This window comes from Pseudoalteromonas sp. MIP2626, assembly GCF_013414205.1.
Taxonomy (GTDB): Bacteria; Pseudomonadota; Gammaproteobacteria; order Enterobacterales; family Alteromonadaceae; genus Pseudoalteromonas; species Pseudoalteromonas nigrifaciens.
On record NZ_JAATTW010000040.1, the window covers coordinates 1 to 21,127 of the forward strand.

General features: G+C 41.1%; 19 protein-coding genes and 1 pseudogene. 5 read left to right on the forward strand and 15 right to left on the reverse strand.

Annotated features, from left to right (window positions below; all coding sequences use genetic code 11):
• Nucleotides 1-83: 83 nt before the first annotated feature.
• From HC000_RS14120 to HC000_RS14135, 4 genes and pseudogenes are all read left to right on the forward strand, one after another.
• Nucleotides 84-269 (forward strand): annotated as a pseudogene (locus HC000_RS14120) (LysE family transporter); the annotation flags it as partial.
• Between the two features lie 67 nt (nucleotides 270-336).
• Nucleotides 337-831, forward strand: coding sequence for a gamma-glutamylcyclotransferase family protein (locus HC000_RS14125; protein ID WP_011327047.1), 495 nt, complete (start codon nucleotides 337-339; stop codon nucleotides 829-831).
• Between the two features lie 21 nt (nucleotides 832-852).
• Nucleotides 853-2,394 (forward strand): serine hydrolase, encoded by a 1,542-nt coding sequence (locus tag HC000_RS14130; protein WP_179807988.1) that lies wholly within the window; start codon nucleotides 853-855, stop codon nucleotides 2,392-2,394.
• A gap of 116 nt (nucleotides 2,395-2,510) precedes the next feature.
• Entirely contained in the window at nucleotides 2,511-3,431 is a 921-nt protein-coding gene (locus tag HC000_RS14135; protein ID WP_086995899.1) for a histone deacetylase family protein, read from the forward strand.
• On the opposite strand, the gene HC000_RS14140 is transcribed toward HC000_RS14135, so the two are convergent.
• On the reverse strand, nucleotides 3,414-3,704 hold the full coding sequence (locus HC000_RS14140) for a DUF4144 family protein (RefSeq protein ID WP_011327050.1): 291 nt from the start codon (nucleotides 3,702-3,704) through the stop codon (nucleotides 3,414-3,416). The two genes, HC000_RS14135 and HC000_RS14140, sit on opposite strands and share 18 nt — an antisense overlap.
• Nucleotides 3,705-3,786: 82 nt before the next feature.
• Between HC000_RS14140 and HC000_RS14145 the strand changes: the two genes are divergently transcribed.
• A complete protein-coding gene (locus HC000_RS14145) occupies nucleotides 3,787-6,315 on the forward strand; it encodes an EAL domain-containing protein (protein WP_179807989.1) in 2,529 nt (842 codons plus the stop codon).
• On the opposite strand, the gene HC000_RS14150 is transcribed toward HC000_RS14145, so the two are convergent.
• The 14 genes from HC000_RS14150 to rsmD form a co-directional block, all read right to left on the reverse strand.
• Nucleotides 6,312-7,121 (reverse strand): DUF2797 domain-containing protein, encoded by an 810-nt coding sequence (locus HC000_RS14150; protein WP_179807990.1) that lies wholly within the window; start codon nucleotides 7,119-7,121, stop codon nucleotides 6,312-6,314. The two genes, HC000_RS14145 and HC000_RS14150, sit on opposite strands and share 4 nt — an antisense overlap.
• 22 nt (nucleotides 7,122-7,143) lie before the next feature.
• Nucleotides 7,144-7,317, reverse strand: coding sequence for a hypothetical protein (locus tag HC000_RS14155; RefSeq protein ID WP_162010629.1), 174 nt, complete (start codon nucleotides 7,315-7,317; stop codon nucleotides 7,144-7,146).
• 55 nt (nucleotides 7,318-7,372) lie between these two features.
• Nucleotides 7,373-8,467, reverse strand: a complete 1,095-nt coding sequence (locus HC000_RS14160; protein ID WP_331460883.1) for a transposase — start codon at nucleotides 8,465-8,467, stop codon at nucleotides 7,373-7,375.
• A 417-nt stretch (nucleotides 8,468-8,884) separates the two neighbouring features.
• On the reverse strand, nucleotides 8,885-10,174 hold the full coding sequence (gene purD / locus HC000_RS14165; RefSeq protein ID WP_011327055.1) for a phosphoribosylamine--glycine ligase: 1,290 nt from the start codon (nucleotides 10,172-10,174) through the stop codon (nucleotides 8,885-8,887).
• A gap of 16 nt (nucleotides 10,175-10,190) precedes the next feature.
• A complete protein-coding gene (locus HC000_RS14170) occupies nucleotides 10,191-11,015 on the reverse strand; it encodes a class I SAM-dependent methyltransferase (RefSeq protein ID WP_089367656.1) in 825 nt (274 codons plus the stop codon).
• A gap of 103 nt (nucleotides 11,016-11,118) precedes the next feature.
• Nucleotides 11,119-12,705, reverse strand: a complete 1,587-nt coding sequence (gene purH, locus HC000_RS14175) for a bifunctional phosphoribosylaminoimidazolecarboxamide formyltransferase/IMP cyclohydrolase (RefSeq protein ID WP_086996647.1) — start codon at nucleotides 12,703-12,705, stop codon at nucleotides 11,119-11,121.
• Between the two features lie 473 nt (nucleotides 12,706-13,178).
• Complete coding sequence (gene fis / locus HC000_RS14180; RefSeq protein WP_011327058.1) at nucleotides 13,179-13,469, reverse strand: DNA-binding transcriptional regulator Fis; 291 nt, start codon at nucleotides 13,467-13,469, stop codon at nucleotides 13,179-13,181.
• Between the two features lie 19 nt (nucleotides 13,470-13,488).
• Nucleotides 13,489-14,460 (reverse strand): tRNA dihydrouridine synthase DusB, encoded by a 972-nt coding sequence (gene dusB / locus HC000_RS14185; protein WP_172459251.1) that lies wholly within the window; start codon nucleotides 14,458-14,460, stop codon nucleotides 13,489-13,491.
• 280 nt (nucleotides 14,461-14,740) lie between these two features.
• Nucleotides 14,741-15,622, reverse strand: coding sequence for a 50S ribosomal protein L11 methyltransferase (gene prmA / locus HC000_RS14190; protein ID WP_179807991.1), 882 nt, complete (start codon nucleotides 15,620-15,622; stop codon nucleotides 14,741-14,743).
• A gap of 81 nt (nucleotides 15,623-15,703) precedes the next feature.
• Entirely contained in the window at nucleotides 15,704-17,551 is a 1,848-nt protein-coding gene (rpoD, locus tag HC000_RS14195) for an RNA polymerase sigma factor RpoD (protein WP_011327061.1), read from the reverse strand.
• Between the two features lie 125 nt (nucleotides 17,552-17,676).
• Nucleotides 17,677-19,428, reverse strand: coding sequence for a DNA primase (gene dnaG / locus HC000_RS14200; RefSeq protein WP_011327062.1), 1,752 nt, complete (start codon nucleotides 19,426-19,428; stop codon nucleotides 17,677-17,679).
• 225 nt (nucleotides 19,429-19,653) lie between these two features.
• Nucleotides 19,654-20,100, reverse strand: a complete 447-nt coding sequence (locus HC000_RS14205) for a GatB/YqeY domain-containing protein (protein ID WP_041454325.1) — start codon at nucleotides 20,098-20,100, stop codon at nucleotides 19,654-19,656.
• A 19-nt stretch (nucleotides 20,101-20,119) separates the two neighbouring features.
• Nucleotides 20,120-20,335, reverse strand: a complete 216-nt coding sequence (gene rpsU / locus HC000_RS14210; RefSeq protein ID WP_002957797.1) for a 30S ribosomal protein S21 — start codon at nucleotides 20,333-20,335, stop codon at nucleotides 20,120-20,122.
• Nucleotides 20,336-20,480: 145 nt separating this feature from the next.
• Entirely contained in the window at nucleotides 20,481-21,086 is a 606-nt protein-coding gene (rsmD, locus tag HC000_RS14215; protein ID WP_011327064.1) for a 16S rRNA (guanine(966)-N(2))-methyltransferase RsmD, read from the reverse strand.
• Between the last annotated feature and the right edge of the window lie 41 nt (nucleotides 21,087-21,127).

The following is a 21,127-nucleotide window of genomic DNA, read 5'->3' on the forward strand; positions in this document are numbered from 1 at the left end:
AAAGCGATACGCTATGAAACAGGAATCCCCCTCCTTTCCCGACTTGTCGGGCGCGAAGCGAGGTGGGGGAGGATGTCAAGGGGCTTAAATACTTGGCCGGTGCCTATTTAGCTTATTTGGGAGTGCAAGCACTGCGAGCAGCCAAACCGGGGGCAAATCTAAATGATAATATTGCCAACAAAACGGTGCCAGCAGAGCCCGTTTGGTTTGCCTTTCGGCGCGGCTTTTTAACCAATGCATTAAACCCTAAAGCCACCTTGTTTTTTATTTTAATAGCTTTGGCTATTCGTGTTGTAATTTAAAACCAAGTTACATTATTTAATTTTAGGAGTAGGTATGTCGCTTTATAATTTTTCGTTTGGCTCTAACATGTCGTCTCACCGTTTACTGGCGCGCTTGCCTAATGCTAAGCGCATTGGTACAGCCGTATTACAAGGTTATGAGCTAACCTTTGATATGTATTTTAAAGATGGCTCAGGTAAGTGCAGTATTAGCCCAAGTGATGCAGAGGATGCGTTAGTTTATGGGGTTGTTTATCAAATAAGTGATGCCGAAAAAGTCATTTTAGATGGTATAGAAGGTGCAGGTTACGACTGCGTAAATATAACCGTAAAGCTTTTAAGCGGCGAAGACGTTAACGCTCATTGCTATATTGCCAATACCCATGACAGTGAAGCGCTACCCTACGACTGGTATATTAAACACGTTCATCGCGGCGCGCTTGAAGCTGGCGTTCCAAAAGCATACAGTGATGCAATATTAAACCGCGCGCAAAAAAGCGACAGTAACCTAGAGCGTGCTGAAATTGAATTTGCAGTACATCAAAAATAATCATAATAAAAAAGGATAACAATGAAGTTAATTAAGTTTGCCACAATTGCTTTATTAGCAGGGGCTACGTTTAGTACCTGGGCACAGGTAGATACCAATAAAATAGAGCAGGTAATTAAAACCTCCATGGCACGTTTTGATGTGCCAGGAATGGCAGTTGCTATTGTTGAAAACGACAAAGTGATATTTGCTAAAGGTTTTGGTGTAACCCATATAAACACCGGTAATAAGGTTAATAAAGACACCTTGTTTGGCATTGCATCTAACACCAAAGCATTTACCAGTGCGGCGCTGGCTAAGTTGGTTGATGAAGGCAAGTTGAGCTGGGACGATAAAGTGATTGATCACCTGCCAGAATTTCAACTATATGACGCATACGTAACCCGCGAAATGCGTATTCGCGATCTGCTGAGTCATCGCAGTGGGTTGGGGCTTGGGCAAGGCGACTTAATGATTTGGCCAAGTACCGACAAGTCGGTTGATGATATTTTAGCAGGCTTAAAATACTTAAAACCGGCCAGCAGCTTTCGCAGCCAATATGCGTATAACAACTTAATGTTTGTTACCGCAGGGGAAGTGGTAGCACGCGTATCTGGGATGAGTTGGAACGATTACATCGAAAAAAACATGTTACAGCCGCTAAATATGACTCACTCGCGAGCGGGGTTTTCGCGCATTCCAAGTAGCAATAAAAACTGGGCAACGGGGCATATTCCGATGGATAACCAACTCCATCCATTTTTTGTTAACTACCTAGAAGATTTTAGAGGCGCTGGGGCAATAGCCTCAAGTGCCAGCGATATGAGCCAATGGCTACGTACGCAACTTGCTGGTGGCACAATGCCAAATGGCGAGCAGTTATTTAGCGAAAAACAACAAGCGCAAATGTGGCATCCACATATAACGGCTATGGCGTCTAAAAGCGCGTTTGAGGCGTATCATCAGCAGTTTAGAGGTTACGGGCTAGGCTGGAGTATTGAGGACTACCACGGCTTTAAAAAGCTTGGTCACGGTGGCGGTATTTTAGGCATGGTGTCGCAGGTTACATTACTGCCTGAGAAAAAACTCGGTATTGTTATTTTAAGTAATCAGCAAGCATTTGGTGCGCTAGCGGCAGTAACTCACGAAGTGCTTGAAGATGCGCTTGAGCTTGAAGATAAAGATTGGGTTGAAGACTTAGCTAAAAAGCATTTTGAAAGCAAAGAGAAAGCATACGCTAACGCAAAGCCTGCAGCGCCAGCTGATTATCAACCGCAACTACCTAATATTAATTACACTGGTACATTGCACGATAATTGGTACGGCGATGTAATTATTGAGCAGCTTGATGGCAAATTACATATTGATTTTACGCATACCAAGGGCTTAAAAGGCTCACTTGAGCATTACACTGGCAATACTTTTATTGTTAAGTGGGATGAAAAGCTACTTGAGGCTGATGCGTTTATTAATTTTAATATGAATACAGAAAATAGAGTGAGTAACGCTAAAATGCGTGCAGTTTCAACGCAAGTAACCGACTTTAGTTTTGACTTTAGAAATTTAAAATTAACAGCAAAATAACTGTTTTTGCTATCCCTAATTTGCTATATCTAGCGTAAAGGGTATACACCAAAGTCGCAAAGCCACCCACGGGTGGCTTTGTTATATTATGTTTAATGATACAGTTAGGAGCATTTATGCGTACCGCAATTATTTCTCACCCTCATTGTCGTAAACATAAAATGATTGATGATCACCCAGAGTGCCCAGAGCGGTTAGATGCCATTAACGATCGCTTACTAGCAAGCGGGTTAGATATTGCTATTGAGCAAAAGCAAGCGCCTAAAGCGCAACGAGAGCATTACTTACTTGCGCATGACGAATCATTAGTTAGCTCTGTTGAAAGTAAAATACCTACCCAAGGGCTTGTCGATTTAGACGGTGATACTTGGTTATGTCCCGATTCATTAAAAGCAATTGAGCGTGCAGTAGGAGCCGGTATTTTAGCGGTAGATGAAATACTAGAGGGCAACCTTGATGCTGCATTTTGCTCGGTGCGCCCGCCGGGGCATCATGCAAATCGCACTACCTCATCCGGTTTTTGTGTATTTAACAACCTTGCTATTGCGGTTAAATATGCACAAAGCAAAGGGGTTAAGCGCATTGCTATTGTTGATTTTGATGTACATCATGGTAATGGCACTCAAGATATATTTATAGATGATAAAAACGTCTTGTTTTGCTCTTTATTTCAGCATCCATTTTATCCCAATACAGTGGTTGAAAATAACACCACGTTAGTTAATTCACCTTTGCCAATTGCCAGCGACGGTAACGATTTAAAAGCGGTATTTGAGCAGCAATGGCTGCCTAAACTAAATGCTTTTAAGCCTGACATGTTATTTATTAGCGCAGGATTTGATGCTCACCTTGAAGATGATATGGCCAGTTTAAAGTTTGTAGAGGAAGATTACCGCTGGCTAACCGAGCAATTAGCCCGCTTTAGCGAGCAGCATAATTGCCGCGGTATAGTGTCGTATTTAGAAGGGGGGTATGCGCTTTCTGCATTGGGTCGCAGTGCAATTGCACATGTTAAAGCGTTAGTCGATTATGAGTAACGCAAATGCTTGCTCAGGTGTTAGCTGCTTAATTTTACTTAGGCAACACTGACCTTCTTTTAGCAAATAATCTTTCACTAAATCTGCTAATTCAATGGCACTAATGGCTGTTTTTGGCTCGCCACTTAATGTTGTATAACTATACTTACTATCTAAAATAATAATTCTGCTTTTTTGCAGCTCATCCATCGCATATACAAAATCATCTACTTCATCAGGCTGCTCAGCTAACTCAATTTCATTGTTATAAATAATAATTTTTGGATACGACATGCTTATTTATTGTCCTACATCAAAGGGGGAATATTTGCTCGATTTATACTCGCTTATTAGTGCAAATTTAGGGAGTAGAATAATGCCACACAGTAGCCGTTTTCAAAAAGTAGGTGATATTTTTACTAATAAGGTAATAACCTGTAGCAAGCATACGCCATTAATTGATGCGGTTAAACTAATGCGGGCACATAATATCAGTGCAATATTTATTGCGCAGCAACAACGCATATTAGGTGTTTGGACAGAAACTGACTGTTTAAAACTCGACTTTACCAATCCTGCAGTTACAAGCACTAGCATTAAAGATGTGATGACGAGCCCGGTTTTAAGTGTCCCTAGCCAGCAGCCTTTAAGTGATACCGCACTAACTTTTCATCAGCATGGTGTAAGGCATTTACTCGTTACCGATAACAACAACGTACCGTGTGGGGTAATTAGCATTACAGATATTGTGCGCAATCAAGGGCTTGATCATTACTTACAGTTTCGCACTATTAACGACCAGTACACTAAAAACATAACAATTGTACCTAGCTCATTAGCGGTAAATGAAGCGGTAAAACTAATGCGTGAACGCAGCGAAAAAGTTATTTTAGTTTTTAATCAACAGCAAAAAGAACATGGCATTATTACGCAGCGCGATTTATTACAACTGATCACACGCCAGAGCGAGCAGAGTGTGTGCTGGGATTTAGCAAGTCGGCCGCTTTATAAAATAACCCCACAAGATAGCCTGTTTGATGCTTACAAATTAATGTTAGATAGCCAAGTACGGCATTTAGTGGTGAGCGACAAAGATGAAATTAAAGGCGTGTTGTCACTCGAACATTTAATACATGAAATTGAAAGTGCGTATTGTTCTGAGCTAGAAAAAGTATTAGTGCAACGAGATTTAGCCCTACAGCACTCGCAGCGAAACCTATATTTAGCCAATAAAATAATAGATTCATCACTCGACGGCATAATGATCACCCATAGCAACAGCACTATTATTCAAGTAAACCCAGCATTTACCCAATTGACCGGCTATAAAGAACATGAAGTTATAGGTAAGTGCCCAAGTATATTGAGCTCTGGGCGGCATGATAAAAGCTTTTATATAAAAATGTGGGATGCAATCAACAAAACGGGCGTGTGGCAGGGAGAAATTTGTAATCGTAAAAAAAATGGCGATATTTATATAGAGTGGTTAACTATAATTGAAATTAAAGAGCCAAATAATTCAGATGCTATTTATGCGGCAATTTTTAGTGATATTACCGAGCGAAAAAATGCTGAAGATAAAATTGTGCAGTTGGCTTATTTTGATGAATTAACGGGCCTACCAAATAGACGTTTGTTTAACGACAGGCTCAAAATGGCTTTGGCTGCAGCTCACCGCGACCAGCATTTATTGGCGGTGATGTTTATCGATCTAGATCGCTTTAAAGAAGTAAACGATAGTTTAGGCCATAGCGCAGGGGATTGTTTATTAACTCTGGTTGCTGCGCGTATCGAGGCTACTTTAAACGAAGGCGATACCTTAGCGCGTTTAGGGGGAGATGAATTTGTAGTGCTGTGCGAAATAAATAAGATTGATGCAGTAGCTAGTTTAGCTGACAAAATACTAAATAACTTAAACTCTCCGTTTCAATTAGACCATGTTGAAGTAGGTGTAACAGCTTCGATTGGCGCGGCTGTTTACCCTGATGATGGCCTAGACAGCGAAACACTGCTAAAGCATGCCGATATTGCTATGTATCGCTCAAAAGATGTGGGGCGTAATTCGTTTCAATTATTTAAACCTTCTATGAATGCTCGCTCGCTAGAGCGCCTAGCCATGATGAGTCGTTTTCAGCATGCGTTAGATAATAACGAATTTGAATTGTATTTTCAGCCAAAACAATGCCTTAAAAGTGAACAGATTATGGGCGTTGAGGCATTATTGCGTTGGCACGACCCCGATTTGGGAATGATATCGCCCGCGCAATTTATTCCGCTTGCTGAAGAGCTAGGGTTGATAGTGCGGTTAGATTTATGGGTTATTAATCAGGCGGGTAAAGTACTAACGCTATGGCAAAAAGAAGGACTGGTGGCTGGGCGCTTAGCAATTAATATATCGGCATGTCATTTAAGCCAAGGCAAGCTGGCAAACAATATTAGCACTATGCTTAAACATTATAATTTACCCGGTAGTTTACTTGAAATAGAACTGACAGAAAGCAGCTTTATTGGCTCATTTACACAGGCTAAAACGCAGTTGCAGCAACTAAAAAAGCTGGGCGTGCATATAGCATTAGACGACTTTGGTACCGGGTACTCGGCATTGAGTTATTTAACGAAACTGCCTTTTGATACATTAAAAATAGACGCGAGCTTTATTGCTAAAGTCCCTGATGAATACGGCAATAGCCAAATAGTTGCAGCGCTTATTGCACTGGCAAGCAATTTAAACTTAATGGTAGTGGCAGAGGGAGTTGAGCAGCTAGCTCAAAAAAACTACCTTATTAGCTTAGGGTGTAATGTTATACAGGGGTATTACTATTGCCACCCGTTAACGCAGCGGCAATGGTTTGATTTTTATCGGTTGAACTGCTTATCTGCGAGCACTCAACCAACCGGCACTTAGCCTACGGTTACTTCGTAAGAGGTGAATTTTCGAATGTTAATAACGCCTTTTTCAAAAATTAAATACTGACCTTTAATGCCTTGTAAAATACCGCTTACTACCGGGTCTTTATCAAAGTTAAACGAGCTGATTTTGGTTGGGTATTCGCTTACCGGAAAGTTTAAATCAACTACGTCTTCATCTAGCTGTTCAATAGCTGTTGCGCCAAATAGCTCGCTTAGCTCATTTAGCTTTGCACTAATTTGTGGAATAAGCTCAGCGGCTGCAGCTTTTAAATCTAGCGCTTCGTTTTGGCCTTTTAGCATATTGCGCCAATTAGTTTTATCAGCAATAAATTCAGCCAATGCCACTTCTACTAAGCCTGATTGCAACCGTGTTTGCACTTTAAAAATAGGCAATGCTTGGGTAGCGCCTTGATCAACCCAGCGAGTTGGTATTTGCGTGTGGCGAGTAATACCCACTTTTAGTCCTGAGGTATTAGCGAGGTAGACGTAATGCGGGATCATGCAATTTTCTTCTCCCCACTCTGGCTCGCGGCAAGTACCTTGATCGTAATGGCAGGTTTCTGGCTTCATAATACACATATCGCAACTAGCAAGTTTGCGCATGCATACAAAGCAATGGCCTTGAGAATAGCTTTTTTTGGTTTTTTTACCGCAGCTAGAGCATAAAATTGTGCCGCTAAAAGTAAGCGTTAGCTCTTTGCCTATAAATGCATTTAAGTCGACTAAGTGCTCACCCACAGGTAAGTGATATTGTACCGGCTCGGTTAAGCTCGATTTTAATTTACGCAATGTGCCTTGCATCTTTACTTGGCCCCTAAAGATGTTAAAAAGGGGAGTCTAACATTTTTAAATTATATTGGCTGTTTAAGTACTGTAAATAATCGTCATACGCGAGTGGTTTGGCGTAAAGGTATCCTTGTGCGTGATCGGCGTTCATACCTTTAAGTAAGTCGTGAACCTCTTGCGTTTCTACCCCTTCAATAGTAATTGTTGACATCCTCCACCACCTCGCCAAGCGCCTGAACAAGTTCAGGAAAGGAGGGGGATTCCGATTAGTTTAAAACCATCGGGGCCTTGTGATCACTCATAAGGCAAGTTCCTGCTTCAACAAGCTGACTAATGTCAATCTCTCCACAGGCTAGAACGCGATGACCTCGCGCTAAAATATTTAATGCGCCAACATGATCCGCATTATCTTGATAACCGCACTTCGCACATTCAAACTTAGACTGCGTTAATCGGTTATCTTTTGATTGATGACCACACGCCGGACACGTTTGACTGGTATGTTTCGGATCAACAAAAATAACCTGACCGCCGAGCCAATCCTGCTTATATTTCAGCATTTCTTTAAACATTCCCCATCCTTGATTGAGAATGACGCGGTTTAAGCCAGATTTTTGTTTCACCATTTTTCCATGCTGCTCACTGTTGCCTTTGCTGTTTTTCGTCATATTTCTAATTTTAAGATCTTCTAGCACGATGATTGCGTGGCTTTTGCTCAACTGTGTTGAGATCTTATGTAATTTGTCATGACGAATATTGGCAACTTTCGTATGAAATGTTGTGATCTTTGCTTTTAATTTTTTCCAGTTACTTGAAAATTTCACTTTTCTAGCAAGTTGCTTCTGTAATCGTTTGATCCTGATTGTCTGTTTACTGGTATCTATCGGCTCCACAAAACTGCCATCAGAAAGGGTAATTAGGTGTTTCACGCCTAAATCTCCCCCAATCATGGCGTTTGATGGGTGCTTAGGTGGTGCTACTTCTTGTTCAACTTGGATTGAAACAAACCAGTGCTTTCCTTTTTGTGAAACAGTGACGTTTTTAGCTTTTCCTAAAATAGCTTGGCTTTTTCTAACATTAACCCAACCGATTTTAGGTAAAAAAATACGTTTCCCATTCTTGTCGATTTTAAAGCCTTGAGGAAAACTAAAGCTATTCACCTCTCCTTTTTTCTTAAAAGTAGGCATCCGTTTGAGTGGTTGGTTTTTATCGAATGCATCTTTAAAGGCGCGTTCAAGCTGTTTTAATGTTTGTTGGATAGTTTGTGCGGGCGATAGTGTTAAAAAGCCATACTCCTCGCTTTTTTTTCCAAAGTTTGGAAAAGAAATCCAACTCTTGGTAGTAGCAAATTTTTTGTTTATTCTGTAACTTAAATAAGTTAATCGCTAAGGCTTTATTCCACAAGAATCGACAATTTCCCGCATATTGCACCATTTTAGCGTTAATATCGGGTGTTGTTTTTAAACGAAATTTATAAGCTTTGCGAATAACCATACTGTTATTATATACAGTATGATTAAAAAGGAACAACCCACTTAGTCGCTTCGCGACTATTGCCTTATATCACCGACCTAAAGGAGCGGTGTATTACGGCAAAAGTTGATAAAAAATATTAATATAAGTATTGCTGCGGCTAGCGCATGATAACGTAACGTTTTAAATTCCAAATTATGCTGTGCTTTTTTTGATCCTTTCAAATAGTGTAGCACTAAAAAAGCGCAGACAAGCTGCGCTTTTGATGTTTACATTTAATAGTAATATTAACCAATAGGTTATATTTAACTATTTTGCTCTCTCGCAATAGCACGATATGCAATATCAGTACGATATTCCATGCCATCCCAGCTGAGTTGCTTTATTAGCTCGTAAGCGCGTTGCTGCGCTTCGGTTACGGTATTACCCAGTGCGGTGGCACATAATACACGTCCGCCCGCAGTTACTACGTCATTACCGTTTTGTTTAGTACCAGCATGAAATACTTTTTCGCCAGCAGGGTAGTCAACCTGTAAACCCGATATAACATCGCCTTTAGGATAATCACCAGGATAGCCTTTAGCGGCCAGTACTACACCAACGGCTGCACGTGGATCAAACTCAATGGTGGTTTTATCCAGTTCAACACGATTAGCCGCTTCAATTAACTCGACTAAGTCTGATTGCAAACGTAGCATCATAGGTTGAGTTTCCGGGTCGCCAAAACGACAGTTATACTCAATTACTTTTGGCGTGCCATCGGTATCTATCATTAAGCCAGCGTATAAAAAGCCTGTGTACGGATGACCCTCGCTCGCCATGCCCTCTACCGTTGGGTAAATCACTTCGTTCATAATACGCTGATGAATTTCATCGGTAACTACTGGCGCAGGTGAATAAGCACCCATACCGCCAGTGTTAGGGCCAGCATCGCCATTGTAAGCGCGTTTATGATCTTGGCTAGTGGCAAATGGTAATACGTTTTTGCCATCTACCATCACAATGAAAGACGCTTCTTCACCTTCTAAAAACTCTTCGATAACTACGCGGCTACCAGCATCACCAAAAGCATTACCCGCAAGCATGTCACGAATAGCATCTTCAGCCTCGGCTTCAGTCATCGCAACAATAACGCCTTTACCTGCGGCTAAACCATCTGCTTTGATTACAATTGGCGCGCCTTTTTCTTTTAAATAAGCAAGGGCAGGGGCAACCTGTTCAAAGGTTTGGTAATCGCCACTAGGGATATTGTGACGCGCTAAAAAGTCTTTAGTAAACGACTTTGAGCCTTCAAGCTGAGCTGCGCCCGCTGTTGGGCCAAATATAGCTAGGCCGTGTTCACGAAACTTATCAACCACACCTAATACTAACGGGATCTCAGGGCCTACAATAGTAAGCTCAACATTATTTTGTTGTGCAAACTGAAGTAAACCGTCTAAGTCGTCAACATTTATTGCAACGTTCTCAAGTTTTGGCTCAAGTGCTGTGCCCGCATTACCAGGGGCTACAAATACTGTGTTTACTTTGGTGTTTTGAGCGGCTTTAAACGCAAGAGCGTGTTCGCGGCCGCCGCTGCCAATGACTAAAACATTCATGGCGAAAAATTCCTATTTAAAGCGGTTTTTTAAATTTCAGCGTCATGCGGTCACTCTCACCAATAGCTTTATATTTATCGGCATCTTGCTCGCCTAAACGTAAGCTTGGTGGTAGCGTCCATACCCCTTTAGGGTGATCGGCTGTATCTTTTGGGTTAGCATTTATTTCACTACTAGCAACTAATTCAAACCCAGCTTGTTTAGCTATTTCAATTACGTAGCTTTGCTTCATGTAACCACTGCTTTTTTGATCGTCATCGGCGCGTGCTTCAGGCAATCTATGCTCCACTACACCTAAGGTGCCACCTGGTTTGAGCGCGGTATAAAAAGATTTAAACGCACTAAGTGCGCCGTCTTTATTTTTACCCATATACCAGTTATGCACATTTCTAAAGGTAAGTACCATATCGGCGCTATTTGCAGGGGCAAGTTCGGTGTGAGTAACAGGAGCAAACTCAGTTACTATTACTTTACTAAAACGTGGGTCTTGCGTTACTTTTTGTTCAAACTCAGAGCGAGAACGCTGATAAAAGCCAGTCGCATCTTTTGGAAAATGCGCGGCGTAAAATTTGCCATTATCTTTGAGTACAGGCGCTAAAATTTCGCTGTACCAACCACCACCGGGCGATATTTCTACCACGCTCATATTCGGCTTTAAGCCAAAAAATGCCAGCGTTTGTGCTGGATGACGAAACTTGTCACGCTCACTGTTTTTAGCAGCGCGCTGCTCATAATTAAGTGCATTAGCAACTAATGAGTTTTCACTGTGGTTATGAGCCAAGCTTGCTGCAGAGCTAAGCGCAATAGTGGCGACAAGTATAGATTTTAAAGCAAATTTCATCATTTTATTCTTCACTGTTAGTTTAATGAACAATCAGAATACGTTAATTGATTGCAAACAAACAGAGCTAAACTCAAACTTCAGTGTTTAGCTCTATAAGTGATTAGTGGCGGAAGTGGCGCATACCAGTAAGTACCATTGCCATGCCAGCTTCGTCTGCTGCGGCAATCACTTCTGCATCACGCATTGAGCCACCTGGCTGAATTACTGCCGTTATGCCAGCGGCTGCAGCTGCGTCAATACCATCACGAAATGGGAAGAATGCATCCGATGCCATAACTGAACCTTTAACTTCAAGGTTTTCATCTGCTGCTTTAATACCGGCAATTTTAGCCGAGTAAACGCGGCTCATTTGGCCCGCGCCTACACCGATTGTCATACCGTCACGGGCATATACAATGGCGTTAGATTTAACAAATTTAGCTACTTTCCAGCAAAATAATAAGTCTTTAAGCTCTTGCTCAGTAGGTTGACGCTTAGATACAACTTTTAAATCGCCTTGCGTTACCATGCCTAAGTCGCGGTCTTGCACTAAAATACCGCCATTAACGCGTTTAATATCTTGGCCTGCGGCTTTACCTGTCCACTGTCCACATACTAATAAACGTACGTTTTGTTTAGCCGAAACAATTTTGGCTGCAGCGTCAGATACGCTAGGAGCAATAATTACTTCCACAAATTGACGCTCAACAATTGCTTCCGCGGTTGCTGCATCTAACTCTTGGTTAAAGGCAATAATGCCACCAAATGCCGACGTAGGGTCGGTTTTAAAAGCACGTTCATATGCTTCAAGAATATTGCTACCGATAGACACGCCACATGGGTTTGCATGTTTTACGATTACACAGGCTGGTACGTCAAATTCTTTAACACACTCAAGCGCAGCATCGGTATCAGCAATGTTGTTGAAAGATAACGCTTTACCTTGCAGCTGAGTTGCTGTTGCTACTGAAGCTTCAACAATATCGTTTTCAACATAGAAAGCCGCGTCTTGATGCGAGTTTTCGCCGTAGCGCATATCTTGCTTTTTAGTGAACTGCATATTGATAGTGCGTGGGAACTTAGTATCTTCGGCGGCTTCCTCTGTGTAATCAGGAACCATTTTACCGAAGTAATTAGCAATCATGCCATCGTACTGAGCGGTGTGCTCGTAGGCTGCTATAGCAAGGTCAAAACGGGTTTTATAGGTAGTAGAACCCTTATTGCTTTGCATTTCGCTGATCACGCGGTCGTAGTCGCTGGCGTTTACCACAATAGTAACGTCTTTATGATTTTTAGCCGCTGCGCGAACCATAGTCGGGCCGCCAATATCTATGTTTTCAATAGCATCTTCAAGGCTGCAGTTTTCTTGAGCGACAGTATTCGCAAAGGGGTATAAGTTAACTACAACAATGTCGATAGCAGAAATATTGTTTTCTGCCATTACGCTTTCATCTTGTCCGCGACGCGCTAAAATGCCGCCGTGAATTTTTGGATGAAGTGTTTTTACGCGGCCATCCATGATTTCTGGGTGACCTGTGTGATCTGATACTTCAGTGACTTTTATGCCGTTATCAGCAAGTAGTTTACAGGTACCGCCAGTTGATAAAATATCAACACCTTGCGCTTCTAATGCGCGGGCAAATTCAACTATACCGGTTTTATCAGACACACTTAATAGTGCGCGACGAATGGGACGATGTGTATCCATTGTAGTTTGATTTCCTCAGTTTATGAGCTAGCTTAGAAGCGGGCATTTTAACTGATAACAACTCAAAAAACGACTTATTAAGGGTGAGCATTTTGCAATTAGCACTTGTAGCAATAATGCAGCTCCTTATGGATTAACTAAGGTTAAACCTTATGTTATGCATTTATTACTAGCATAATTGAGTACTTAACCTAAATTATGCTTAAAAGGTAACGCCAATCTACATGAATAATACTAACGCTTAGTGACACCAACCAACTAAAACATGAGCATTTTAGCTTATTAAATAACTAACTCAGTGCGTTGAAAATAGCTGCTAAAGATAGGTTTACTAGCTGGAAATCAGGTTAAATAGCAGGCATAAAAAAAGCACCCTAAGGTGCTTTTATATAAATTAACGGCCATAAATAGCTATTAATTTATACCCTATGTATTGGCTTAGTAAGCATGCTTACCAGTCAATACAAAAAGTATTAGTTCATGCCGTATTTTTTAAGCTTTTTACGTAAAGTACCACGGTTGATACCTAGTAAAATTGCTGCACGTGTTTGGTTACCACGTGTATACGTCATTACTTCTTCCAGTAATGGCGCTTCTAGCTCTGAAAGAACAAGGTCGTAAACGTCTTGCACATCTTGACCGTTAAGCTGCTTTAAATAGTGGTGAACAGCTTTCTTTACTGCGTCACGTAATGGCTGCGGTTTCTCGTGTGCCTGAACATGAGGGTTAGTGATAAATGGAGAAGTCACGTTTTGTTCGAACATTATTTAATCTCTTTCTTTCTTAGTTAGCTGCTAGTGTTTTAAAGTATTGCTCTAATACGTCAACTTGTGTAAGTGGGTTGTCGATCGTATTAAATACTCGCCTAAACTGACCATCACGGTCATGGGTTTGCAAATACCAAGATACATGCTTACGAGCAATTCGCGCTCCCATTGGCTCACCGTAAAACGTATGGAGATTAGTTAAATGCTCCATTAAAATACTGCGCACCTCTGCAATAGCAGGTGGCTGTAAATGCTCTCCGGTTCGCAAATAGTGGTCTATCTCCCTAAATATCCAAGGGCGACCTTGGGCGGCTCGGCCAATCATAATGGCATCTGCACCCGTATAATCTAATACCTGCTTTGCTTTTTCTGGTGATGTAATATCACCGTTTGCAACCACAGGAATCGACACCGAACGTTTAATGTCCCTAATCGTGGCGTACTCAGCTTCACCCTTGTACATACATGCGCGTGTGCGCCCATGTACGGCAAGTGACGCTATGCCATAACGTTCAGCTATTCTCGCAATCTCTACACCATTACGGTTATCCAGATCCCATCCAGTACGGATTTTAAGTGTTACAGGTATATCAACAGCATTAACGACTGCATCAATAATCTCTTCCACAAGTTCAGGAAACTGTAATAAAGCAGAGCCAGCGAGTTTCTTGTTCACTTTTTTTGCTGGGCACCCCATATTGATATCTATGATTTGTGCACCATTAGCAACATTGAATTGTGCGGCCTGTGCCATAAGTTCAGGATCAGCTCCTGCAATTTGCACCGCGCGTATTCCCGACTCACCGCTGTGATCCATACGGTTCATCGATTTTTCGGTTTTCCAAACATCAGGATTCGATGATAACATTTCAGACACAGCAAGCCCCGCACCTAAGCGGCGACAAAGTTGTCTAAATGGTCTATCTGTAATACCGGCCATAGGCGCGACAATTACGTTATTCTCAAGTTGGTATTTACCGATACGCACTATATTCAATAGGCCTCTTTTCAAGGGGCGCTAAGTTTACGGTTTTTTTAGCAAAAATCAAAGGCTATAAATTGAACAAAAGTAACTTTTTTTTGCCCTTTTCGTATTGACATTTGATAACCGTATGACAAAGCGGTTTATTTGTTTGAAATTTAAGCAGCTTTTATTTTTAGTATAAAATAGAGATAAATTTTATTTTGTAAATAAATGGTAAAGCCTGTTAAATACAGGCTTCAGATGCTTGTTTTAAGTAAAAGCTCTAAATAGCGTTGGGCAGTGCTTATGCTTTTTTAGTGCCACTTACACGGGTCCAATCACCTTCAATAGCAATGTCGTCCAGCTCAATAAAGGGGGCATAAACATCGGCAACCGATTGCGCTTGCTCGGTTAAAATTCCCGACATAGCTATTTTGCCACCGGGTTTTAATAACCCTAAAATAACACTATGTAGTTCACGTAACGGTTGCGCTAAAATATTAGCAACGACTATATCGGCACTAAATTCAGGTTGGTTTTCTGGCAGGTATACTTCTAATTTGTCGGCAACACCATTACGGTTAGCATTATCTAAGCTCGCTTCTAGTGCTTGCGGGTCTATATCTATACCAATCATGCGCTCTGCGCCAAGTTTAATAGCAGCAATGCCCAAAATGCCCGAGCCACAACCAAAATCAACCACGGTTTTACCGGTTAAGTCTTGGCTTTCTAGCCATTTTAAACACAATGCGGTAGTCGCGTGAGTGCCGGTACCAAATGCAAGGCCTGGGTCGAGTAATACGTTTACTGCATCTGGATCAGGAATATCGCGCCAGCTTGGGCAAATCCAAAGTCTTTTGCCAAACTGGATTGGGTGAAAGTTATCCATCCACTCACGTTCCCAATCTTTGTCTTCAAGTTGTTCTATTTTATATGTTAGATTTTGCGCAACTGATTTATCTGCGTTTAACAGCGCTACAACGCTATCCATATCGTGATTAGCATCAAATAAGCCTATTACCGTAGTATCGGCCCAAAATTGCACAGTGCCTATTTTAGGCTCATAGATAGGCGTGTCTTTGGCGTCAATAAAAGTAACCGATGCACTACCAGCTTCAACTAGTAGATCACTAATTAAATCAGCATTATTAGCGTTGGCGTTAATACGAATTTGGATCCAAGCCATGTTTATTTCCAGATAAAGGGGGTAAATAGAAAAAAGGCCGCAAGAGCGGCCTTTTTAGTTTTAATATGTATTAGCCGCTTATTATTTAGCGTCTAAAAAGCTTTTCAGTAAATCAGAGCGAGAAGGGTGACGTAATTTACGCAGCGCCTTTGCTTCTATTTGACGAATACGTTCACGTGTTACGTCAAACTGCTTACCTACTTCTTCTAAGGTGTGGTCGGTATTCATATCAATACCAAAACGCATACGCAGTACTTTAGCTTCACGGGCTGTTAGGCCAGCAAGTACGTCGTTAGTTGCGCCACGAAGCGACTCCATAGTTGCCGAATCAATTGGCGAATCAATGGTTGTATCTTCGATAAAGTCACCTAAATGCGAATCTTCATCATCACCAATCGGTGTTTCCATCGAAATTGGCTCTTTAGCAATTTTAAGTACCTTACGAACTTTGTCTTCAGGCATCATCATGCGTTCAGCTAATTCTTCTGGATTTGGCTCACGGCCCATTTCTTGTAACATTTGACGTGAAATACGGTTAAGTTTATTAATCGTTTCAATCATATGTACCGGAATACGGATCGTTCTTGCTTGGTCAGCAATAGAGCGCGTAATTGCTTGGCGTATCCACCACGTAGCATAAGTCGAAAACTTATAACCACGGCGATATTCAAACTTATCAACGGCTTTCATCAAACCAATATTACCTTCTTGAATTAAATCCAAGAACTGTAAACCACGGTTTGTATATTTTTTAGCAATTGAAATTACCAAACGTAAGTTAGCTTCAACCATCTCTTTTTTCGCACGGCGAGCTTTAGCTTCACCAATACTCATACGACGGTTTATGTCTTTTATACGCTCAATATTTAAGCCAGTGCTACTTTCAATAACACGTAATTTATTCAGACTACGAATGATCTCAGGCTTAACTTCTTCAAGTTTTGCCGAGTACTTTTCGTTAGCTGCAATTTCTAAATCAACCCAAGTAGCATCCGTTTCGTTATTAGCAAAGTGCTTAACAAACGTTTTCTTTGGTAACTTAGCAATTTGTACTGCTTGTTTCATGATGAGACGTTCTTGAACGCGAACTCTGTCCATCATTTCACGCATGTTATTAACCATGCGATCAAATTGCTTAGGTATTAATTTAAAGGTTTTGAATAACTCACCAATTTCAAATATAGCGGCAAGAGAATCTGGGTGCGAGCGACCTTTAGCTTCAAACGTTTCACGTGCTTTATTATATAAATCACGTAAATTTTCAAAATGAACACGTGCTTCTTCAGGATCTGGTCCTGTGTCTACTTCTTCTTCGTCTTCATCATCTTCGTCGCTGTCGTCATCGTCTTTATCGTCGTCATTAAGTTGTTTTGCACTTAATTCTGAACCAATATTAGTTGCCGAAATTGGCGCTGTGTCTTCATTAGGATCAATAAAGCCAACGATAATATCGCTAAGGCGCATTTCTTCTGCTTCAAACTTATCCCACTGCTCGAGTAGGTAAGTAATTGCTTCAGGGTATTCAGCAACCGAAATTTGTACTTGGTTAATGCCTTCTTCAATACGCTTAGCGATTACAATTTCGCCTTCACGGGTCAGAAGTTCAACAGTACCCATTTCACGCATGTACATGCGTACCGGATCCGTTGTGCGGCCGATCTCTTTTTCTACGGTCGCAAGGGCTGCAGCGGCAGCTTCAGCTGCGTCTTCGTCTGTCGTTGTTTCTTGCATCATTAGTTCATCGGCATCTGGCGCGTTTTCGCTAACCTTGATACCCATGTCATTAATCATGCTAATGATATCTTCTACTTGATCTGAGTCTATAATATCTTGTGGAAGGTGATCATTTACTTCTGCAAAAGTTAAGTAGCCTTGCTCTTTACCTTTTAGAATCAGAAGTTTTAATTGTGACTGAGGAGTTGGATCCATAGAGATTTTTTCTTCCACTCTGATAAGTTGATACAACAGGCGCCATCATGTAGTTTGCCTTAAAGCTAAACTAGAATAATGTGACGCAGTGAATAGCGTAGTATAACAGTTTAAATCAAATTTGACTAGCTGTTAGTCGCTTTTAACGCTGTCATTAACAAATGACATTCAAGTCTTTCATCGCTATTTAGACCTTGCGTCTTATCCTTTATTAATAGGGTCTCTAGTCGATAATTTAAACACTGATCTTCAATAAATTTAAAAGTATTTTGAAAAACAGTCTCTAAACGCTCTTCATTTATTTGATGTTGCCACGTTGCCAGCTTAGTTAGCGGGTCATAATCGTCAGTGCCTCTAAAGAACTCGAGCAACTGCGCCGTGGTAACATCTTCTTTTTGCAACGCTTGATGTTGTAAGCGCAGTAGCAAACCAATGCCGGCAATATTCATTTGTGCTAAATCGGGCAAATAGGGCACGCTTTTAGCCATTTGCGGATGTTGAATTAAAATACCGATTGCTTGGCGCATGGGGGTTATTTTAAATTTTCGCTCAATTGAATGCTGTTGCTTAGGTGTTTTTAAGCGATTATTGAGTTGCTCACGAGTACGGCCAATTAATCGCCCGAGCTGCTCAAGAATATTTTCTTGATAAAACTCACTAGGAATTTTTTCAATTAATGGTAATGCGGCACTAAGTAACTTGGCTTTACCCGAATCAAGCGTTAAATCTATTTCTAGGCTGAGCTTATTGAATAACACTTTAGTGAAATCATCGGCTGCATTTAAGCGTTGTTCAAACTTATCTTTACCTTCGGCTTGTACTAAGGAGTCGGGGTCTTCGCCGTCGGGTAAAAATACAAAGTTTAATGCTTTACCATCATTTAAATAAGGCAGTGCGTTTTCGAGCGCACGCCAAGCTGCATCACGCCCTGCACGGTCACCATCGTAACAACAAATTACTTTATCTGTTGTTCTAAATAGAGTGTGCATATGCTCACTGGTTGTTGCTGTCCCAAGTGCTGCAACGGCATATTCAATACCTTGCTCTGCCAGCGCCACCACATCCATATAGCCTTCAACAATCAGTACATGGTCGAGCTTTTTGTGTGCTTGTTTAGCTTCATATAAACCATAGAGTTCAAAGCCTTTATGAAAAATACGTGTCTCTGGCGAGTTTAAATATTTAGGGCCTTGATCGGCTTGCATTACGCGCCCACCAAAGGCAACTACGCGGCCACGTTTATCGCGAATAGGGAACATTAATCGATCGCGAAAAAAGTCAAACTGTCTGCCAGGTGTTTTTTCTGAGGCGAGTTTTAGCTCTACCAATTGCTCTTTTTGTTCTTTGTTACGGCCAAGTTGTAGGCACAAACCATCCCATTCACTTGGTGCATAACCTATCATGAACTTTTTAACTATTTCGCCGCTTAAGCCCCGGCCTTTAACGTATTCAATAACAGCGGCAGAATTACTATGGTGCTTTAACTGGTGTTGATAAAACCTTGCAGTATGGAGCATTAAATCGTAATCAGAGCGTTTTTGCGCTGCAGTACGCTCAGGTGCCGAGCCGCTACCTTGCTCACGGGGAACTTCTAAATTAAGTAAACTTGCAAGCTCTTCAATAGCATCAACAAACTCAAGTTTTTCGTATTCCATAACAAACGAAATAGCATTACCGTTAACGCCACAGCCAAAGCAGTGATAAAACTGTTTATCTTGGGAGACGGTGAACGAAGGCGATTTTTCGTTATGAAAAGGGCAGCAAGCTTGGTAGTCTTTACCGGCTTTTTTAAGACCTACTTTTGAGTCTATCAGGTCGACAATATCGGTTCTGGCAAGCAAGTCATCTATAAAATTACGTGGGATCTTTCCAGCCATTAGTAAAATAACGTCCTGAGATAATTAGAATAACAATGAAAGCGAGATTAAGTTTATAACCCTACAAATAAAATCAAACGATTTTATACGCATATATTAATTGCTATTAAATAGGGCGGGTGCAAATAGCACGTTTGTAGATTTGAACACAAATCGGATACAAAAACAAAGAAACCGAGCTCTAGGCTCGGTTTACTTCAATCATACTTAATGTATGTGGGAGTACTAGGCTGTTAATCGTTGCTTAATTAAACCAGAGATTTTGCCCATATCGGCGCGACCTTCAGCTTTGCTTTTGATTATACCCATTACTTTACCCATGTCTTGCATACCTGCTGCGTTAGTGTCAGCAATAGCCGCATCAATGAGAGCAATTATTTCTTCTTCGCTCAATTTTTGAGGTAAGAAAGTTTCAAGTGCTACTATTTCATTGGCTTCAATATCAGCTAAATCATCACGCCCAGCATCTTTGTACTGAGTGTAAGAGTCACGACGTTGTTTAACAAGCTTCACTATAACGGAGGTAATACCTGCGTCGTCTAGTGTTATTTGCTCGTCTTTTTCACGTTTCATGACTTCAGCAAGTACCATGCGAATAGGGTTAAGACGTAATTTGTCTTTGGCTCTCATCGCATCTTTTTGCGCATCTTTTAGCGTTATTAAAAGGCTCATTTATACAAGACCTAATATATTAGTATAATTTAACGCGACGTGCGTTATCACGAGAAAGTTTTTTCATGTGACGTTTTACTGCAGCAGCTTTTTTACGCTTACGCTCAGCTGTTGGTTTTTCATAGTGCTCGCGACGACGAACTTCTGAAAGGATTCCTGCTTTTTCACATGAACGCTTGAAGCGACGAAGTGCTACGTCAAACGGTTCGTTCTCTCTTACTTTAATTACTGGCATTAAAAATTCACCTACCTAAATTATGAGCGTTGCTCAAGTTGATCAAACATTGATCAAGTGGTTCAAAAATGGTGCGGTATTGTAATCCGAAGCAACACCACATGTAAAGGATAATATTAACAGAAAGCTGGCATCTAAAACAGTGTTAATTTACTTGGCGTTGATACAAACGACAAAAAACTTGCCCAGCCTTTTTTTCTTTAATTAACAACCAGTTGATTGGTGCAGTAAAGGTGCTTAACTCGCTTTCTACCTCAATGTAAATTAAAGCGTCACTGCTTAGCCATTGATTGTTTTCTAGTAAATCAGCGCTCGATTGTGCCAAGTTTTTACGAAATGGCGGGTCAACAAAAACTAGATTAAATGGCTCATTACTATTAATTTGCTCTAAAAATGCCAGTGTATTGGTATGTTTTACGTGTGCGTTTTGCAGCTTTAAAGTGCTAATGTTTAGCTCAATTTGCTTTGCTGCGGCAGCGTCAAGTTCAACAAAAGTAGCGCTTTTAGCAAATCGCGACAGTGCCTCAAAACCTAAACCGCCAGAACCAGCAAAACAGTCGAGCACATTTGCCTCTCGGGTATCTTGCATTAACCAATTAAACACTGTTTCTTTTATACGATCGGTTGTTGGGCGCAGCCCTTGTACGTCTTTAACGGGCAGCTTTCGGCCTCTAAATTGGCCACTGATCACTCTAATAAAGCCATCGCTGGATTTGCTAGTTACTTTATTTTGTGTTGTTTTTTTTCTCATTTAGCTCACTAAAAATTGGTATCTGCTATCTAGCTCAGATA

Coding starts and splice junctions, on each gene's coding strand:
- HC000_RS14125 (WP_011327047.1), top strand. CDS start 337: ATGTCGCTTTATAATTTTTCGTTTGGCTCTAACATGTCGTCTCACCGT.
- HC000_RS14130 (WP_179807988.1), top strand. CDS start 853: ATGAAGTTAATTAAGTTTGCCACAATTGCTTTATTAGCAGGGGCTACG.
- HC000_RS14135 (WP_086995899.1), top strand. CDS start 2,511: ATGCGTACCGCAATTATTTCTCACCCTCATTGTCGTAAACATAAAATG.
- HC000_RS14140 (WP_011327050.1), bottom strand. CDS start 3,704: ATGTCGTATCCAAAAATTATTATTTATAACAATGAAATTGAGTTAGCT.
- HC000_RS14145 (WP_179807989.1), top strand. CDS start 3,787: ATGCCACACAGTAGCCGTTTTCAAAAAGTAGGTGATATTTTTACTAAT.
- HC000_RS14150 (WP_179807990.1), bottom strand. CDS start 7,121: ATGCAAGGCACATTGCGTAAATTAAAATCGAGCTTAACCGAGCCGGTA.
- HC000_RS14155 (WP_162010629.1), bottom strand. CDS start 7,317: ATGTCAACAATTACTATTGAAGGGGTAGAAACGCAAGAGGTTCACGAC.
- purD (WP_011327055.1), bottom strand. CDS start 10,174: ATGAATGTTTTAGTCATTGGCAGCGGCGGCCGCGAACACGCTCTTGCG.
- HC000_RS14170 (WP_089367656.1), bottom strand. CDS start 11,015: ATGAAATTTGCTTTAAAATCTATACTTGTCGCCACTATTGCGCTTAGC.
- purH (WP_086996647.1), bottom strand. CDS start 12,705: ATGGATACACATCGTCCCATTCGTCGCGCACTATTAAGTGTGTCTGAT.
- fis (WP_011327058.1), bottom strand. CDS start 13,469: ATGTTCGAACAAAACGTGACTTCTCCATTTATCACTAACCCTCATGTT.
- prmA (WP_179807991.1), bottom strand. CDS start 15,622: ATGGCTTGGATCCAAATTCGTATTAACGCCAACGCTAATAATGCTGAT.
- rpoD (WP_011327061.1), bottom strand. CDS start 17,551: ATGGATCCAACTCCTCAGTCACAATTAAAACTTCTGATTCTAAAAGGT.
- dnaG (WP_011327062.1), bottom strand. CDS start 19,428: ATGGCTGGAAAGATCCCACGTAATTTTATAGATGACTTGCTTGCCAGA.
- HC000_RS14205 (WP_041454325.1), bottom strand. CDS start 20,100: ATGAGCCTTTTAATAACGCTAAAAGATGCGCAAAAAGATGCGATGAGA.
- rpsU (WP_002957797.1), bottom strand. CDS start 20,335: ATGCCAGTAATTAAAGTAAGAGAGAACGAACCGTTTGACGTAGCACTT.
- rsmD (WP_011327064.1), bottom strand. CDS start 21,086: ATGAGAAAAAAAACAACACAAAATAAAGTAACTAGCAAATCCAGCGAT.